The organism is Priestia sp. 40 (genome assembly GCF_049368575.1).
GTDB lineage: Bacteria > Bacillota > Bacilli > Bacillales > Bacillaceae_H > Priestia > Priestia zanthoxyli.
In genome coordinates, this window is the sequence record NZ_JBMPZA010000005.1 from 1,474,529 (window position 1) to 1,491,630 (window position 17,102).

General features: G+C 38.7%; 17 protein-coding genes and 1 other annotated feature. Of the genes, 7 read left to right on the forward strand and 10 right to left on the reverse strand.

Translation table 11 applies throughout. From position 1 onward, the window contains the following. Positions 1-166: 166 nt before the first annotated feature. Positions 167-961 (forward strand): histidinol-phosphatase HisJ, encoded by a 795-nt coding sequence (gene hisJ / locus ACO1DI_RS08700; RefSeq protein ID WP_014458013.1) that lies wholly within the window; start codon positions 167-169, stop codon positions 959-961. Here hisJ and refZ read toward each other — a convergent pair. Next, complete coding sequence (gene refZ / locus ACO1DI_RS08705) at positions 953-1,600, reverse strand: forespore capture DNA-binding protein RefZ (protein WP_014458012.1); 648 nt, start codon at positions 1,598-1,600, stop codon at positions 953-955. The genes hisJ and refZ overlap by 9 nt on opposite strands. Before the next feature lie 217 nt (positions 1,601-1,817). Here refZ and ACO1DI_RS08710 point away from each other — a divergent pair, with 217 nt between their 5' ends. Both ACO1DI_RS08710 and rpsD read left to right on the forward strand, forming a co-directional pair. Beyond that, entirely contained in the window at positions 1,818-2,297 is a 480-nt protein-coding gene (locus ACO1DI_RS08710; protein WP_423145201.1) for a GAF domain-containing protein, read from the forward strand. Between the two features lie 417 nt (positions 2,298-2,714). Beyond that, positions 2,715-3,317, forward strand: a complete 603-nt coding sequence (rpsD, locus tag ACO1DI_RS08715; protein ID WP_013059485.1) for a 30S ribosomal protein S4 — start codon at positions 2,715-2,717, stop codon at positions 3,315-3,317. Between the two features lie 72 nt (positions 3,318-3,389). Here rpsD and tyrS read toward each other — a convergent pair whose 3' ends face one another. Continuing rightward, positions 3,390-4,649 (reverse strand): tyrosine--tRNA ligase, encoded by a 1,260-nt coding sequence (gene tyrS / locus ACO1DI_RS08720; RefSeq protein WP_014458010.1) that lies wholly within the window; start codon positions 4,647-4,649, stop codon positions 3,390-3,392. 75 nt (positions 4,650-4,724) lie between these two features. Further along, positions 4,725-4,935 (reverse strand) — a binding site (T-box leader). Positions 4,936-5,074: 139 nt separating this feature from the next. Then, positions 5,075-6,790 carry an acetate--CoA ligase gene (gene acsA, locus ACO1DI_RS08725; RefSeq protein ID WP_042991850.1) on the reverse strand — a complete coding sequence of 572 codons (1,716 nt, stop codon included), beginning with the start codon at positions 6,788-6,790 and terminating at the stop codon, positions 5,075-5,077. Positions 6,791-7,074: 284 nt separating this feature from the next. Here acsA and ACO1DI_RS08730 point away from each other — a divergent pair, with 284 nt between their 5' ends. Genes ACO1DI_RS08730 through ACO1DI_RS08740 form a run of 3 tightly spaced genes read left to right on the forward strand, consistent with a single transcriptional unit; the run spans position 7,075 to position 9,541 of the window. Further along, positions 7,075-7,707: a GNAT family N-acetyltransferase gene (locus ACO1DI_RS08730; RefSeq protein WP_014458008.1), complete on the forward strand. Its 633-nt coding sequence runs from the start codon at positions 7,075-7,077 to the stop codon at positions 7,705-7,707. A 29-nt stretch (positions 7,708-7,736) separates the two neighbouring features. Further along, positions 7,737-8,378 (forward strand): acetoin utilization AcuB family protein, encoded by a 642-nt coding sequence (locus ACO1DI_RS08735; RefSeq protein ID WP_182420492.1) that lies wholly within the window; start codon positions 7,737-7,739, stop codon positions 8,376-8,378. After that, a complete protein-coding gene (locus ACO1DI_RS08740; RefSeq protein WP_014458006.1) occupies positions 8,378-9,541 on the forward strand; it encodes an acetoin utilization protein AcuC in 1,164 nt (387 codons plus the stop codon). The genes ACO1DI_RS08735 and ACO1DI_RS08740 overlap by 1 nt, the downstream gene beginning before the upstream one ends. Positions 9,542-9,570: 29 nt before the next feature. On the opposite strand, the gene motS is transcribed toward ACO1DI_RS08740, so the two are convergent. From motS to ACO1DI_RS08775, 7 genes are all read right to left on the reverse strand, one after another. Further along, positions 9,571-10,227, reverse strand: coding sequence for a flagellar motor protein MotS (motS, locus tag ACO1DI_RS08745; protein WP_182420493.1), 657 nt, complete (start codon positions 10,225-10,227; stop codon positions 9,571-9,573). Further along, positions 10,217-11,020 (reverse strand): flagellar motor protein MotP, encoded by an 804-nt coding sequence (gene motP / locus ACO1DI_RS08750; RefSeq protein ID WP_014458004.1) that lies wholly within the window; start codon positions 11,018-11,020, stop codon positions 10,217-10,219. The genes motS and motP overlap by 11 nt, the downstream gene beginning before the upstream one ends. A 53-nt stretch (positions 11,021-11,073) precedes the next feature. Next, on the reverse strand, positions 11,074-12,072 hold the full coding sequence (ccpA, locus tag ACO1DI_RS08755; RefSeq protein ID WP_013059493.1) for a catabolite control protein A: 999 nt from the start codon (positions 12,070-12,072) through the stop codon (positions 11,074-11,076). A gap of 558 nt (positions 12,073-12,630) precedes the next feature. Next, positions 12,631-13,707: a bifunctional 3-deoxy-7-phosphoheptulonate synthase/chorismate mutase gene (locus ACO1DI_RS08760; protein WP_014458001.1), complete on the reverse strand. Its 1,077-nt coding sequence runs from the start codon at positions 13,705-13,707 to the stop codon at positions 12,631-12,633. Between the two features lie 479 nt (positions 13,708-14,186). Further along, the gene (gene ytxJ, locus ACO1DI_RS08765) at positions 14,187-14,510 is read right to left on the reverse strand and encodes a bacillithiol system redox-active protein YtxJ (RefSeq protein WP_423145202.1); all 324 of its coding nucleotides are present in this window, start codon (positions 14,508-14,510) and stop codon (positions 14,187-14,189) included. A 213-nt stretch (positions 14,511-14,723) separates the two neighbouring features. Next, positions 14,724-15,179: a YtxH domain-containing protein gene (locus ACO1DI_RS08770; RefSeq protein ID WP_014457999.1), complete on the reverse strand. Its 456-nt coding sequence runs from the start codon at positions 15,177-15,179 to the stop codon at positions 14,724-14,726. A gap of 27 nt (positions 15,180-15,206) precedes the next feature. Beyond that, complete coding sequence (locus tag ACO1DI_RS08775; RefSeq protein ID WP_014457998.1) at positions 15,207-15,692, reverse strand: DUF948 domain-containing protein; 486 nt, start codon at positions 15,690-15,692, stop codon at positions 15,207-15,209. Positions 15,693-15,974: 282 nt separating this feature from the next. Here ACO1DI_RS08775 and ACO1DI_RS08780 point away from each other — a divergent pair, with 282 nt between their 5' ends. After that, a complete protein-coding gene (locus tag ACO1DI_RS08780) occupies positions 15,975-17,090 on the forward strand; it encodes an aminopeptidase (RefSeq protein ID WP_014457997.1) in 1,116 nt (371 codons plus the stop codon). Positions 17,091-17,102 lie beyond the last annotated feature (12 nt).

A 17,102-nucleotide genomic window follows, 5' to 3' on the forward strand; every position in this document is an offset into this window, starting at 1 on the left:
AAAAAGGGTGAATTTAATCCTTTAAATTTTTTTGCGTCAATGTTTTTATGATACCATGTAAAGTCCAACTTTTGAGCAAAAAATTAAATTTTTTTATACAAAATATTGGCATGGAGTCACTTTGTGTCGTTACAATGGAAAAAGAAGAAAAAAGGAGGCATTTTTTATGAAAGTTGACAAACATATTCATACTCCATTTTGCCCACACGGTTCACCTGATTCATTGCAACAATATGTTGAACAGGCGATTTCCCTGAACTTTGGCGAGATTTCGTTTACAGAGCATGCTCCATTACCAAAAAGCTTCAGTGATCCGACGCCTGATCGCGACAGCGGAATGGATCCTGACAAACTTGATCGCTACATTCAAAACGTACAGCAAGTTAAAAAAGAATTTGAGCGCGATATTCGTATCAATGTCGGATTGGAAGTTGACTTTATTGAAGGATTTGAACAAGAAACAACAGATTTCTTAAACGAGTATGGTCCTTGTCTCGATGACAGCATCCTTTCTGTCCATTTCTTAAAACATGAAGAAGGATATGACTGCCTAGATTTTAGCGCTGACGTATTTGCACATATTGTACAGAAGTTTGGCAGCGTAAGCAAAGTATATGATAAGTATTACAACACGGTATTACGCTCTGTACAGGCCAATTTAGGCGTTTATAAGCCTAAGCGCATTGGTCATATGACACTCATACATAAATTTCAAGCTCAATTTCCATATGAAGACACACTTTCCCCTATTATTTTATCAATACTCGATGAAATAAAAATGAAAGATCTGGCTTTGGATTATAATGGTGCAGGATTGTTTAAGCCTTTGTGCAAGGAAGCGTATCCAGCTCCCTTTGTCGTAAAAGCAGCCCAACAGAAAAAAATCCCTCTCGTATATGGGTCAGACGCCCACTGTGCGAAGGATTTAGGCCAAGGCTATAGAGAGCTTCATTTAAGATAATTGAACGCGAAGTTTGTTTGTCCGTTCATATGGCAAACATACCGTTGTGTGCACCCATCGCTCAAGCTCAATCGCATATTGCTGAACAAAATACGGTTCGTGAGGCAATATATGAAGAACTTCACTTAGGTACTGAGGATGAAGATAAGGCATAGACAGCATGCCCTTAAGCTCAATGATTGTAAAGGAAACGTGCAGCTTTCGAAACTCCTTTTCTTTCATCCCTCTTTCAAGGATTGTTTTTAAGTAGTATTTTTCCTTGGTTAAATACGTAGTCATAACTTCTCGAATTAAAATCGTGTCAAGAGAGATTTCTCTATATACGAGCCGGGCAATATGCCTATTTTCGTGCTGGTAATGTAAGATAGCTCGAATCATTACGATCATACTTTCTGTTGAAGACAGCTTTTTCATTTCTTGGAATGCTTGCTCCAACACCCCAATATAACCTTCAAAATAAGAAATCACTAAACTTTCAAGCAATCCTTCTTTGCTATGAAAATAATATGAAATATTCGCTACGTTCACTTTCGCTTTTCCTGCAATCTCGCGCACCGACGTACCATCAAAACCTTTTACGTTAAAAAGAGAAACGGCCGCATCAATAATTTTCTCTTTCGTTTTTGACTGTACAGCCATCTATCTACACCTCATTTCGATTTATTTTTACAAAACACATATGATTGCAAAATTGTGTAGAAATCGTTACAGTATTTAAAAAGGATTTTAGTAGCCTCTCTACATAATTCGTGATAGGCTTTTTAGTTCCTGTAATCTTTTATCGACAAAGTAGCGTTAAAACTGACGTTTCCTGATAAAAATTCATTAAATCTTATGTTGAATGGAGGAGAATACATTGTTTAATGTCGAAAACTACAGCGGCTCAAAACAAAAGGATTATGAATTAGTAATTAAGCAATTACGCGCCTTATTAGAAGGAGAAAGCAATACGATTGCTAATCTAGCAAATGCTTCAGCTTTGCTAAATCAATTTTTAAATGAAGTAAACTGGGTAGGTTTTTATTTAATGGAAGACGGAGAGTTAGTGCTTGGACCTTTCCAGGGACTGCCGGCTTGCGTTCGTATTCCACTTGGAAAAGGCGTATGCGGTACAGCAGCTCAAAATCAAAAAACAGAGCGAATCGAAGATGTTCACGCCTTCCCTGGCCACATTGCATGTGATGCCGCTTCTCAATCTGAAATCGTTGTACCAATTGTAAAAGACGGTCAGCTTTTAGGTGTTCTTGATATTGACAGTCCAATCAAAAATCGCTTTGATGAAATCGATCAACAGTATCTTGAAGAATTCATAAAAGAACTTACTTCTTTTCTTTAAATATGAATAAGCAAAAAAAACCGCTGCAAATCAGCGGTTTTTGCTTATTAAACAAACGTTTGATTAGCCTATCGCTACCTTTTTCTTATGTTCTTTCTTCTCCCTTTATATTTCAAATGAATATATCCTTTCTTTTACATTCTTTTAATCTTCAATCTTCCTTGACTTTATACGAGGAAACACCTATAATACTCGTTGTGTGAAATATTGCAGCTTATACAATCTTCTTTATGTTTTTTCATTTTGTTCCTCATTAAAAGATTGTTTTACAGAAGTAGCAATCCTTTTAACAAGATGGTGTATCGTGTAACTCTCTGCTGCTAGAGCGATGGTACATGAAAACAAAATGAGCATATCGCTAGAATGTGTCTGTTTTTGTTTTGCATAAAATAAAAACACAAACAAGGAGGAGTCATCATGGCTCGTTATACAGGTCCAAGTTGGAAAATCTCTCGTCGCTTAGGTCTTTCTCTAAGTGGTACAGGTAAAGAATTAGAAAAACGCCCTTACGCTCCAGGTCCACACGGCCCAGGTCAACGTAAGAAAATTTCTGAGTACGGTTTACAATTACAAGAAAAGCAAAAATTACGCCACATGTATGGTGTAACTGAGCGTCAATTCCGTAACTTATTCGTTGCTGCTGGTAAATTAACTGGTAAGCACGGTGAGAACTTCATGATTCTTTTAGAAGCTCGTCTTGATAACTTAGTATACCGTATGGGTCTTGCACGCACTCGTCGTCAAGCTCGTCAATTAGTTAACCACGGTCACGTTTTAGTTGATGGTAAACGCGTTGACATCCCATCTTACCGTGTACAACCTGGTCAAGTGATCGGTGTTCGCGAAAAATCACGCAACCTTTCAATCGTGAAAGAAGCGCTTGAAGTTAACAACTTCGTACCAGACTACTTAACAGTAGACGCTGAGAAATTAGAAGGTACATTCACTCGCTTACCTGAGCGTTCTGAATTATCTGCTGAAATCAACGAAGCACTAATCGTAGAGTTCTACTCTCGTTAATAGTAAAAAGCCGTTCCTTATGGAGCGGCTTTTTTACTGTCTATATATAAAAAAAGGCCTTTCGGCCTTTTTTTATGCGTATTGAATAAGCGTATATTTTTTCTTACCTCGACGAATCACTGTGAATTGACCTTCAATACGGTCGTCTGCACCTACTGTTTTTTGTAAATCTTGCTCGCGCTCACCATTTAAGTAAATTGCACCGTTTGAAATATCTTCACGTGCTTGACGTTTAGAAGGAGAAATTTTGCTTTCTACAAGTAAATCAATTAAACCAATATCTTCACCTGTATGCGTGTAAGAAGGAACGTCCTTGAATCCTTGCTTAATTTCTTCTGCTGTTAACTCTGAAATGGTTCCACTAAATAAGGCTTGTGAAATACGAATGGCTTGCGAAAGAGCTTCTTCACCGTGTACAAGCGTAGTCATAGCTGCCGCTAGTGCTTTTTGTGCTTCGCGTTTTTCAGGAGCTTCTTTTGCAGACGCTTCTAATTCATTAATTTCTTCGTGCGATAAGAATGTAAAGTATTTTAAATACTTTATAACATCGCGATCATCTGTATTAATCCAGAATTGGTAGAATTCGTACGGACTTGTTTTTTCAGCGTCTAACCAAATTGCTCCGCCCTCTGTTTTACCGAACTTCGTGCCGTCTGCTTTTGTTACAAGCGGAACTGTTAATCCAAATGCTTTGGCATCTTCTTCTGATTTACGAATTAATTCTAAGCCAGCCGTAATATTTCCCCATTGGTCGCTGCCGCCAATTTGAAGCTTACAGTTATATGTTTGGTATAAATTCAAGAAATCGTATGACTGTAAAATCATGTAGCTAAATTCCGTAAATGAAATGCCTGATTCGATACGAGATTGAACAGAATCCTTTGCCATCATATAGTTAATACCAAAGTTTTTACCGATATCTCGTAGGAATGTAATAACATCTAACTTGCCAATCCAGTCATAGTTATTCGCAATAACTGCTGCATTTTCACCTTCTTCGAAATCTAAGAAGCGTGAAAGCTGACCTTTAATACGCTCACTAAACAGCGCAACCGTTTCTTTTTCGTTTAACGTACGCTCTGCTTTTTTACCGCTTGGATCTCCAATAAGACCCGTACCTCCACCAACTAATGCAATTGGTTGGTGTCCAGCTTGTTGAAAGCGACGCAAAATTAAAACAGGAAGCATGTGCCCGATGTGAAGGCTGTCGGCTGTCGGGTCGAACCCGCAGTATAAACGAACAGACTCTTTACTCAAAAGTTCACTTAAACCTTTTTCATCCGTTTGTTGGTTAATGAGCCCTCGAAACTCAAGATCTTGTAAAATATCCATGTTATATATTCTCTCCTTTATCTAATTGCTCGTTACAATTTGTTGAACAACATAAAAAACGCCCCTTCTTAAAAAAGAAGGGACGAAAATATCGCGGTACCACCCTATTTGGAAATGAATTATTTCCCACTTAAATGATGTAACGGTCTACCCGTCTTTTGCTACTGTAAGTTCACAAAAGATGCTCAAGGACGTATTTCATATTTGTCTATGTACTGATTTTCAGCAACCATCAGCTCTCTTAAACAGGGAGACAAGTATTACTTCTTCCTATCACTGCAGTTTATTTTATTTAAAAGTTTACACCCCACAATTATGAATGATTTCATTTTAAAATTCAAGTCCAAAAAAAAGTTCAAACAGCTGGCTGTTTGAACTTTATAAAAATCACTTATTTTCCCTACAAAGATTGAAACGTTTACTCCTTAGTCTTCCATAGTCGACAAATCGCCCGTTGGCAAATCTAATTCCCACGCTTTTAAAACGCGACGCATAATTTTACCGCTTCGTGTTTTAGGTAGCTTATCTTTAAACTCGATTTCACGCGGAGCTGCATGAGCAGCTAACCCTTTTTTCACAAATTGACGAATATCTTCAATCAGTTCATCTGAAGATTCATACCCATCTCTAAGTGCGATAAATGCTTTAATAATTTCCCCGCGAACAGGATCAGGCTTACCAATAACACCCGCTTCTGCTACAGCAGGGTGTTCAACAAGCTTACTTTCTACTTCAAATGGACCCACGCGTTCTCCTGCCGTCATAATAACATCATCGATTCGGCCTTGGAACCAAAAATAACCGTCTTCATCCATATACGCCGAATCACCTGATACGTACCAATCACCTGGCATAAAATAGGACTCATACTTTTCTTTGTTGTTCCAAATCGTATGCATCATAGATGGCCAGCCTTTTTTAATTGCTAAATTACCCATTCGATAAGGTGGAAGCTCTTGTCCTTGATCGTCAACGATTGCTGCTTGTACACCTGGAATTGGTTTCCCCATAGATCCTGGCTTAATTTTCATAGACGGATAATTACAAATCGTCTGACCACCAGTTTCAGTCATCCACCACGTATCGTGAATACGTTTTTGGAACACCTTCATTCCCCAGCGTACCACTTCAGGATTTAACGGTTCTCCCACACTTAATACATGTCTGAGATTGCTTAAATCATAGCGTTTAACTAAGTCATCACCAGCACCCATTAGCATACGAAATGCTGTAGGTGCACTGTACCAAACCGTTACGCCAAAATCTTCAAGTGCTTGATACCATGCATCTGGACTAAATCGTCCTCCTACAATCACATTCGTTGCTCCAGCAAGCCAAGGACCAAAAATCCCATAGGAAGTCCCCGTTACCCAACCGGGATCTGCTGTACACCAATACACATCGTCATCTTTTAAGTCGAGCACCCACTTAGCAGTTTGATAGTGCTGAAGCATGGCGTTGTGAACGTGAAGCACGCCTTTTGGTTTGCCAGTTGAACCTGATGTATAATGAAGCAGCATACCATCTGTTCTATCTACCCACTCAATTTCCACCTCTTTATTCGCCGCTTCTAGTCGCTTCAGAAAATCTAGTTGAATGCCTTCTTCTTCTACATTTTCCCCTACAAGGAGAATGTGTTTTAAAGCTGGCAAATCTTTCACCGGAACACGGCTCAGCAATTCAGGCGTTGTAATTAACACTTTTGCATCACTGTCTTGCAAACGATCTTTTACTGCACCTTCCATGAACGCTTCAAATAAAGGTCCAACAATAGCGCCAAGCTTCACCGCTCCTAACAAGGCAAAATAAAGTTCCGGAGAGCGAGGCATAAAGATAAACACGCGATCCCCCTTCTCTACGTCTGCTTGTTTTAGCACGTTTGCGGCTTTGTTTGACCATTCTTTCATTTCTTTAAATGTATATTTTTCATTGCGCTGCGCATCTCGATAATAAAGCGCAACTTTATTTTTACGCGTAGAGTTTGCGTGCTTATCAATTGCTTCATAAGCTGCATTTAATTTACCTGTTTCATGCCATGAAAATTCCTTCTCCACTTGTGACCACTCAAAGGTTTGATACGTTTTATCGTAGTCCTGTAAGTTGTATACCCCTTCAATTACAGGAAGCGCTTCCACCTTCATCACAAACTCCCCCTTATGTATAAAATTTACAAACCTATTATATAACAAAGATAGACTTTTCACAATTTTATAAAAATTATTTGTCGGAATTAGGATAATAGTCTCCCTTGTTATATGACAACCTTTAATATAAACGTGTCGAATTAACAAGAAAATCTTCTAATTTTCTATTCTATCTTTTTTAAAAAACTCCTTTTCTTTTATTTAATTTTTTGAAAACGCTTTAATCTAGAGTTTTTTTTGTATTATAATACAGATAAGACTGCTTGAAGGTGGTGATTCATGTGAAACATTCCCAAACATACAATATGAAAGAAGTAAAAACAGCTGTTGGAGCGATTGTTATTGAAGGACCTGTCTCCTCACATACCTTGCAACAACTTGATTTTCATGAGCAACTAACGGCATTTCGTCCACCTGAACAGCAAAAAGAAGCATTGATTGAGATTGCCAACTTGCCTGAAGGTAGAATTATTATTGCTCGCCATCATCATACAATCATTGGTTATGTAACCTTTTTATATCCCGATCCTCTAGAACGATGGTCGGAAGGAAATATGGAGAATTTAATCGAATTAGGAGCTATAGAGGTAGCCGCTCCGTTTCGTAGCTATTCTATTGGAAAAAACTTGCTTATCGTATCTATGATGGATGATGCAATGGAAGATTATATTATCATTACGACAGAATACTACTGGCATTGGGACTTAAAAGGAACAGGGCTAAACGTGTGGGATTACCGCAAAATCATGGAGAAGATGATGAATAGAGGCGGACTAACGTGGTTTGCCACCGATGACCCTGAGATTAGCTCTCATCCTGCTAACTGTTTGATGGTAAGAATCGGGAGCAGAGTCCCTCAAGAAAGCATGCAAGAATTTGATAGCTTGCGCTTTCGAAATCGCTTTATGTATTAGCTAACCTTTAAGAAAAGGAGCTGGGTTTGATGATTGTTGAAGAGATGATGAAAACGGATCTCGTTACCTTAACCCCCGACCATACGATTGCTGAAGCTATGAAACTTTTAGATACACATAAGATTAGACATATTCCCATCGTTAATGACCTTCATCATGTAGTTGGCATCATTTCTGATCGAGACGTAAGAGATGCAAGTCCATCTATTTTAGATAATACTTATACATCTGCTCTTCTATCCGAACCCGTGAGGATGATTATGCAAACAGAAGTCATTACAGCTCACCCTCTTGATTTTGTTGAAGAAATTGCAAGCATTTTTTATGAACATCAAATCGGTTGTATTCCCGTCACAAAAAATAAGCGTTTAGTAGGCGTTGTGACTGAAAGAGATCTATTACATACGTTTATTCAGCTTACCGGCACTAATAAACCTGGTTCACAAATTGAAATAAAAGTAGAAAACAAGGCTGGCGTGCTCGCTGAAGTTACATCCCTCTTTAGTTCAAAGAGGACAAACATCTTAAGCGTACTTGTCTACCCTGATATAGATGAAAGATATAAGATCCTTGTGCTTCGTATTCAAGCTATCAATCCATTGGTTAGTATAAATACATTAAAAGAAAATGGCTATGAGGTGCTATGGCCTAAATTACCGGAGATGACGTAATGACTAGTAATGCTGTATTTATTTATTCAGATGATATTCTTTCGTACAAATTCAGCAATAATCATCCGTTTAACCAGCTTCGTGTTCAACTAACATATGAACTGTTACGGGAATTTGGCGCTTTAGGCAATCAAGATATTGTATTACCGCGAATGGCATCTGATGAAGAACTTCAGCTTGTCCATGATACTAGCTATATTCAAGCGGTAAAATTAGCAGGAAGCGGCGAGCTTTCTGTTGAAAAAGCAGCGGATTTTGGCCTAGGAACAGAAGATACACCTATGTTTCCTAACATGCATGAAGCCAGTGCATTTTTAGTTGGGGGTACCCTTACTGCTGTAGATTATGTTATGACTGGAAAAGCTAAGCATGCTCTGAATTTAGGAGGCGGATTGCACCATGGCTTTCGAGGAAAAGCTTCTGGCTTTTGCATTTACAATGACAGCGCGGTAGCCATTAAATATATGCAGCAAAAGTACAATGCGCGCGTTCTCTACGTCGATACAGATGCTCATCACGGTGACGGCGTGCAATGGACATTTTATGACGACCCTTCCGTTTGTACTCTTTCCATTCATGAAACGGGACGCTACTTGTTTCCAGGCACAGGAAACGTTAACGAACGCGGGCACAGTGAAGGCTATGGTTATTCATTTAATGTGCCTGTTGATGCTTATACCGAAGATGAGTCTTGGCTCGACGTTTATAAGACCTCTTTAAAAGAGGTAGCTGCTTTTTTTAAACCAGATGTTATCTTGACACAAAATGGAGCCGATTCTCATTATTACGATCCGCTCACTCATTTATGCGGCACCACGAAGATATACCGTGAAATTCCTAAAATTGCTCATGAAATTGCCCATGAATACTGCCAGGGAAGATGGATTGCCGTTGGCGGAGGAGGCTATGATATTTGGCGGGTTGTTCCTCGAGCTTGGTCATTTATTTGGCTTGAAATGATTGAACGAAAGGCAGAAGGTATGCTTCCTCTGTCATGGCTTGAAAAATGGACAAAAATATCTCCTCACCCCGTTTGCACGCAGTGGGATGATGAACTCAATATCTATCAGCCAATTCCAAGAAAACCAGAAATAACAGAAAAAAACGCTCAAACTCTTGAGCGCGCTCTTTATCCTATTCGTTCTCATACATCTCATTCTTAAAAAAAGGCTATACAAGCGTATGGCCTTTTTCACTGTGCTTCGGGATCTGAAATAATAATTTCGACGCGTCTATTTTTTTGTAGATTGTCATTAGACGTATTCGGAACAAGCGGCTTTGTATCTCCGTATCCAATTGCTTCAAAGCGCTTAGCAGAAAGAGAAAAGTGGTTCGTTAAATAACGTATGACGCCGCTAGCACGCGCTGCCGATAGTTCCCAATTAGATGGATAACGATAGGTGTGAATAGGTCGATTATCGGTATGACCTTCTACTTTAATATCATTTGGAATAGTACTGAATAACCTTCCTAATTCATCCAGGAAAGGGGTACCTTTCTTCAAAATGTCTGCCTGTCCTGTTTCAAACAGCACCTGTTCTTGTAAAATAAGCACAACTCCGCGTTCATCTCGCTTAGCAGTAATAAAGTGCTGAAGCTTATTTTCCTTCAGGTAGTCCTGCACTTTCGCTAAAATGTTATCCAGCTTTTGAGACTGCTGGCTCTTTTCTACAGAAGCTACAGAACTACTGCTTGTAAGCGAATTGACAACGGTCTGAAACTTTTGATTATCAACGCTAGACATTGAAAATAGTAAAATAAAAAAAACTAATATTAACGTCACCAAATCAGCAAATGTTACCATCCATTTTGGCGACTGTGCCGAATACCTTTTTCTTCTACGCTTCACGAACGTGCTCTCTCTTTTCTTCCAGCTTTCGTTTTTCAACAGGGGCAAATACTTTTAGCTTTGCTTGCACAAAGCGAGAATTTTGACCCGCCTGCAAGCCGATGACACCTTCAATAATCACTTCTTTAACAAAAAGCTCATGCTCTGTTTTACCAGCTAATTTAGCTGCGATTGGCTGAAAAAACAAGTTTGAAAGCAGCGCCCCGTAGAAAGTCGTTAAAAGAGCAATTGCCATGTTAGGCCCAAGCGATGAAGGGGTATTAAGGCTTTTAAGCATTAGCACTAGCCCAACAAGCGTCCCAATCATTCCCCAAGCGGGGGCATAATCGCCTGCTTTTTCAAACATACTTCGACCTCTCGCATGTCTTTCTTCTACTGCAGCTATTTCAGCTTCAAGCAGCTCTCGAATCATTTCTGGTTCTACTCCATCAATGGCTAGCAAAATACCTTTTTTCACAAATGAATCATCGATTTGTTCAAGCTCTGCTTCTAACGATAGAAGTCCTTCTCGACGCGCTTTTTCCGATAAATGTACAAATGTTCCTACAATTTCTTCTACGTTTATTTCTTTCGATTGAAACGCTTGTTTCCCTACTCTTCCCATATTTTTTAATTGTTTTAAAGGAAAGCTCACGCACAGCGTACCAAAAACGCCTCCCAATACAATTAAAATCGATGGTACATCAATAAAAGCTAAAAAACCGCTCATTCCTCCACTTGAAATAACCCCAAACACAACCATAGAGATACCAATTAGTATCCCTATAGGTGTGAGCATATCAATTTTTTTCATATTCTATCTCCCCGTGTCTGAACTTTGGATTCGTTCTTATTCATTCACAGGTATTATTTTGTTGATTGTCTGAACTCGATGCGGTGAGGAAGCTGTACAATGCTGCTATCTACCGTTTCTTTGTTCATGTATTTCGTTAAGAGACGCATCGCTACTGCACCAATATCATACATCGGCTGTACAACAGATGTTAACTGAGGACGAACCATTGTTGAAAGTCTTGTGTTATCAAAACCGATAACTTCTAGATCGTTTGGTACATTCAACCCGCGATCTTGTGCCCCGTGAATAACGCCTAATGCCATTTCATCCGTTCCAACGAAAATAGCAGTTGGCTTTTCATCTTCTTCTAATAGTTTTTCAACTGCTTCAATACCTGAATCGTACGTGTAGTCTCCTTCTACAATATAAGAATCGCGTACAGGCAATCCGCTTTCAGTAAGAGCACGCTTGTACCCTTTTACTTTTTTCGCATGATTGATTGGTTCTTCTAGCGTACCTGAAACGAATGCAATATTTTTATGACCGCTGTCAATTAGTGATTGCACTGCATCAAAAGCTGCTTGTTCATAATCAATAGTTACAGATGGGATTTGGTTAGTTGATTCGATTGATGCTGCAAGTACAACTGGAACCGGTGATTTTTTTAGTTCTTCTACGTGTTCTTCCGTTACATTCCCACTCATGAAGATGATTCCGTCTACTTGTTTACCAAGCATGTTATTTAAAAGATGAAGTTCTTTATCTTGATTTTGATCGGAGTTACTTAAGATGATATTATACTTGTACATTGTTGCAATATCTTCGATTCCACGCGCTAACTCTGCATAGAAAATATTTGAAATATCAGGAATGATAACTCCTACTGTCGTTGTTTTTTTACTTGCTAATCCACGCGCTACTGCGTTCGGACGATAGCCTAGTCTTTCAATTGTTTCTAATACTTTTTTTCTAGTTGATGGTTTTACATTCGGATTTCCGTTTACCACACGAGAAACCGTTGCCATCGACACGCTTGCTTCCCTTGCTACATCATAAATTGTTACGTTCACAACAAACACTCCTTATCGAAAAACATTTCGTTTATTTTATCCTTATTTCATTTCTTGTATTTACGTATATAAATCCATCTTCCTTTATAGAATGGCTATTTCTAGCTCCTTCACTCTTACATACAGCTTAGATACCCTGTATGCATCTAAATCATTCCTGTTATGCCCTTATTATTACGTGGCAAAGACAATTTTACCAGTTTATATGTAACAATGTAAAAGACGGTGTATAGTAAGTAAATAAAAAAAGTGACTCGCGAATTTATATCATATGCAATCACAGAATGATAGCGAATATCTGTAACTACTATACGATACTATGTGCTTCATCGCAACGTATTTACCGCCTTTTTCCGACAAGTTTCACGAGAATTTCATAAATTCTTGTTTTTTGGATTTGCACTTATTCTTTCCTATTTTGACAAAAGTTATCGACTGTTTTCAAAATACGTGATAATTTCGCTTATCTTTATTATAACGAAAGGCAAACAAGCTTGAAACCATTAAGTGCCTCAAACTTGTCATAAAAGTATACGAATTTTTCATTTTTACGTTTTTTTATAAATTTAAGTTACATATAGGTTTTAACTGCTTCATAAATTCTGTAAATTGCGGGATATCCATTTGCTGAGCTGAGTCAGAAAGTGCTACCGCAGGATCGGGATGAACTTCTGCCATAATTCCATCCGCACCAATGGCAAGAGCCGCTTTAGCCGTTGGAACAAGTAAATCTCGTCTTCCCGTTGAATGCGTGACGTCGACTAAAACAGGTAAATGAGTTTCTTGCTTTAAAATAGGAACAGCTGAAATATCCAGGGTATTTCTCGTTGCTCGCTCATACGTACGAATTCCTCGTTCACACAAAATCAGCTGATCATTTCCTTTTGAAACAATGTATTCAGCAGCATTAATAAACTCATCAATCGTAGCGGCTAAGCCTCGCTTTAATAAGACAGGCTTCTTCACTGCACCAGCTTCTTTTAATAGCTCAAAATTTTGCATATTACGAGCACCAATTTGAATCACATCTACATATTCTACAGCTGTTTCAATATCAGCGGGGTCGACAATTTCACTAATAACGGCTAAATCATATTCGTCAGCTACTCTTTTTAAAATTTGCAGTCCTTCTAAGCCAAGGCCTTGAAAATCATAAGGAGATGTTCTTGGCTTGTAGGCTCCGCCTCTAAGCATCCGCACACCCTGCTGCTTCACGGCTTTTGCTACGGCTGCTACTTGCTCATAGCTTTCAACGGAACAAGGTCCTGCTACAAAACGCTGAAGTCCGTCACCAATTGTTTCTCCTTTTACCGTAACGATTGTATTTTCCGGCTTCTTTTTACGGGATACAAGAAGTGCTTTACGATGATCATCTTCTTGAAGCTCTAAATGAGCTTTGAAAATCTCTTTGAAAATATGTTGAAGCGTCGACGTTTGAAACGGTCCTTCATTCTTGCTTAAAATCGAGTCAAGCATTGCTCGTTCACGAACAGGATCAAACCGTTTAGTTGACTGCATTCCTTTTAACTTTCCTATTTCTTGAACAAGCTCTCCTCGCTCATTAATAAGCTTTAACAGTTTCATATTTACTTCGTCAATTTGAGATCGCAAATGCTGAAGATCTGAATTAGTCATGTACGTCCACCCTTTCACTGATTTTAAAAAATCCGTTTAGCAGGGTTACTACATAAGATGATAGATGATGGAGGATATATGTAAGGGGCTTCTCTGCTTTTATGTGCTAAACTACATCTATTGTACGAAAAAGTGGATGAAACCGCAATCAGCTTATAAAAAAAGAGGTTGAAACATAGCTACATCGCTCCAATCTAAAGAGTACCAAATGGGATAAATAAGCTCCTATAGATTGGTTGTTACAGAGAGGTTGATTTCCGTGCAAGACTTCGCTTTCCGCGGGCGACTGGTGAGCCTCCTCGTCACCTACGCTCTTGCGGGGTCTCACCTGTTCCGCTTTTCCCGCAGGAGTCTTCGTCTTGCCCTCCAATCAACAGCTAGAGGCCGCTACATATATGAAACCTACGTTCACTCTACCAATAAAAAAATCCGAACGATTGATCGTTCGGATTTTCCTTTAACTAACATATTTTTTTCGATTAATGAGCTACGTTTTTCGCTAATTCTTCTTCGTTAATGTTCCAGTGAGAAGCATGCCACTTCACTTTTCCATCTTCAAACAGAAGCGCTTGAGGTGATTCATGCTTCACTTCATACATCTCAGCGATATAGTTAGATACATCACGTGAATCTTGAACATGAAGATAATAAGAAGGAATGTCTTCATGACTAGAAGCAAATGCTGAAAATGCCTCATGACCCGCTGCACTAATTGGACACGTTGTGCTGTGTTTTAAAAATAAAAAGCGATTGTTTTCCTTTACAACTTTTTCGAACTCTTCAACTGTTGAAATTTTTTTCATTTTTTTCACCCTTTCTGTACTTACTCTTAAGTTTACATGGTTTGACCGTTTCCATACAAAAAGAGTGCTCAGCTTTGTGTATGATGCTACTAAATTCATTTATAAGGTGGAGTTTTTTTCTGCAATGAAACGATTATTTACTTGCTGTTATTCAACTTAATTTACATACAAAAAAAGCGTTCACCCTATAGGATAAACGCTTTTGATTCCTTATTATGAGCGTGGCACTGTGCTTTCCACTTCATCTAGTGCTTTTTGAGCTTCTGTTAGCTTCTGCTGAACGTCTTCGTTGCTTTGAGACTCAACTTCATCAGCAAGCACTTCTAAGCTTGTTGGCGGTAATGCTTCGTGTTCAGGATCTACTTTACGGAAGTTTTTCACCTTGTCCACTACTTGTGAAGATTGCTCAGACAGTGTTTGTGATAAACCAGCCGTTTTTTCTTTAGCCGTTTGAGCAAACCCTTGTCCTTTTTCAACAGCGCTGTTTTTCGCTTGCTCCGTTTTTAAACGAACGTAAGCTGCCTGCTCATTTAAATCAGAACGGAACTCTTTACCTGATTTTGGAGCAAGTAATAATGCCGTCGCAGCTCCTACAACTCCTCCGATCACTGTTCCTAATAAAAAGTCTTTATTTGAAGTATTGTTTGATTTGTTTGGTTTGTTTGACATATTCTTCTCCTCCTCTAAAATTCACTTTTATGAAAATGAACGTGAGCGTTGAACCGCTTTTTCTTCCTTAACAGGAACGACGGGTTCTACGCTTGTTTGTTTCTGTTTTCTTGATTTTACACGTTCCCATACGTCTAATGCAACATTGCTCCATTGAACGACTTGAGCAACAGTTTCTTTATTTTCTTCTACTTTCTCTGAAACGCTTGATGACACGCTTTTAATAGACTTATTTAGGTCTTGGATTGAGTCACCTACGCCTTTAACAGAATCCACCACTGTGTTCAGCGCTTCGGATTTACGCTGAATATCTTCAGCTAACAGATTAGTCTTATGTAAAAGTGCAGTTGTTTCAGTAGTGATTCCTGTCATTTGCTTTTCTACACCGTCTAAAGTACCTGCCACTGAATTTAATGTGTGCTGAACGGATTTCAATGTTTTGGACACGGAAACCACCAGGTAAAAAATCGCAATGGCAACAATAGCAGCGCTTAAGTAAAGAATAATAACCATCTGTGCAAGGCACCTCCTATTTTCATCTCTCTTGTTATAACTACTTTCCCAATTTTATAAACAATTAAACCTTCTATTCCCTATAGACTCTTTAACTTTACCATATTCTCTCTGCTTTTATTCATAAAAAGGGAAGATTGCTACATTATTTCGCGATATATGAGTTATTTCCCTTCCTAAAGAAAAAAAGGATTTTAAAGCATAAAAACAAACAAAATAAGCTCAGTGGGGTACAATAGAAAGTGAATCACCAATCATTGTTATTTTAAGGAGGCACTATTTATGAAAGACCCTAGAATTGCAACATTAGCTAAAAACTTAATTAATTATTCTGTTCGCCTTCAAAAAGGAGAAAAAGTATTAATCGAAAACTTTGGACTTCAGCGCGAACTTGTGACAGCACTTGTAGATGAAGCGTACAAGGCCGGTGGCTATCCGTTTGTACTGCTAAAAGATCATTCGGTAGACCGAGCTCTTTTAAACGGTGCACAAGAAGAGCAGTTCAATATGATGGCAGACTTCGAAGCAAATGTGATGAAAGAAATGGATGCTTATATTGGCTTGCGTTCTGGTTCAAACATTTTTGAACAATCAGATGTTCCAGCAGATAAAATGAAAATCCAAGGGAATACGATCGGTAAAAAAGTACATAGAGAAATTCGCGTTCCAAAAACAAAATGGGTTGTTCTTCGCTATCCAAACGATTCAATGGCGCAACTTGCTAAAATGAGTACAGAAGCATTTGAAGATTTTTATTTCGATGTATGCAACTTAGACTATGGCAAAATGAGCAAAGCGATGGATGCTTTAGTTGAGCTGATGAACCGTACGGACAAAGTGCGTTTAACAGGTGAGAATACGGACTTAACGTTCTCTATTAAAGATATTCCTGCAGTGAAGTGTGCCGGAGAAATGAATATTCCGGACGGTGAAGTATACACGGCTCCTGTACGTGATTCTGTAAACGGAACAATTTCTTATAACACTCCTTCTAACTATCAAGGCTTTACGTTTGAGAATGTATCCTTAACATTTAAAAACGGTAAGATTGTTGAAGCAACCGCTAATGATACAGAACGCATCAACGGCATTTTTGATACGGATGAAGGCGCTCGTTTTGTTGGCGAATTTGCGATTGGCGTAAATCCGTATATTCAACATCCAATGCAAGACATTTTATTTGATGAAAAAATTGACGGAAGCTTCCACTTCACTCCTGGCGAGTGCTACGAAGATGCATATAATGGAAACAAGTCAAATATTCACTGGGATATGGTGATGATTCAGCGTCCGGAATACGGCGGCGGTGAGATTTATTTCGATGACGTGTTGATTCGTAAAGACGGGCTATTTGTCATTGAGGAATTAAAAGCGCTAAATCCTGAAAATTTAAAATGAGTTTTGAAATAA

Bases quoted from the DNA above. Each gene is read 5' to 3' on its own strand.
- ACO1DI_RS08770 (WP_014457999.1), bottom strand. From the start codon at position 15,179: ATGTCAAACAAACCAAACAAATCAAACAATACTTCAAATAAAGACTTT.
- ACO1DI_RS08775 (WP_014457998.1), bottom strand. From the start codon at position 15,692: ATGGTTATTATTCTTTACTTAAGCGCTGCTATTGTTGCCATTGCGATT.
- ytxJ (WP_423145202.1), bottom strand. From the start codon at position 14,510: ATGAAAAAAATTTCAACAGTTGAAGAGTTCGAAAAAGTTGTAAAGGAA.
- acsA (WP_042991850.1), bottom strand. From the start codon at position 6,790: ATGAAGGTGGAAGCGCTTCCTGTAATTGAAGGGGTATACAACTTACAG.
- rpsD (WP_013059485.1), top strand. From the start codon at position 2,715: ATGGCTCGTTATACAGGTCCAAGTTGGAAAATCTCTCGTCGCTTAGGT.
- motP (WP_014458004.1), bottom strand. From the start codon at position 11,020: ATGAAAAAAATTGATATGCTCACACCTATAGGGATACTAATTGGTATC.
- tyrS (WP_014458010.1), bottom strand. From the start codon at position 4,649: ATGGATATTTTACAAGATCTTGAGTTTCGAGGGCTCATTAACCAACAA.
- ACO1DI_RS08735 (WP_182420492.1), top strand. From the start codon at position 7,737: ATGATTGTTGAAGAGATGATGAAAACGGATCTCGTTACCTTAACCCCC.
- ACO1DI_RS08760 (WP_014458001.1), bottom strand. From the start codon at position 13,707: ATGACTAATTCAGATCTTCAGCATTTGCGATCTCAAATTGACGAAGTA.
- hisJ (WP_014458013.1), top strand. From the start codon at position 167: ATGAAAGTTGACAAACATATTCATACTCCATTTTGCCCACACGGTTCA.
- refZ (WP_014458012.1), bottom strand. From the start codon at position 1,600: ATGGCTGTACAGTCAAAAACGAAAGAGAAAATTATTGATGCGGCCGTT.
- ACO1DI_RS08740 (WP_014458006.1), top strand. From the start codon at position 8,378: ATGACTAGTAATGCTGTATTTATTTATTCAGATGATATTCTTTCGTAC.
- ACO1DI_RS08780 (WP_014457997.1), top strand. From the start codon at position 15,975: ATGAAAGACCCTAGAATTGCAACATTAGCTAAAAACTTAATTAATTAT.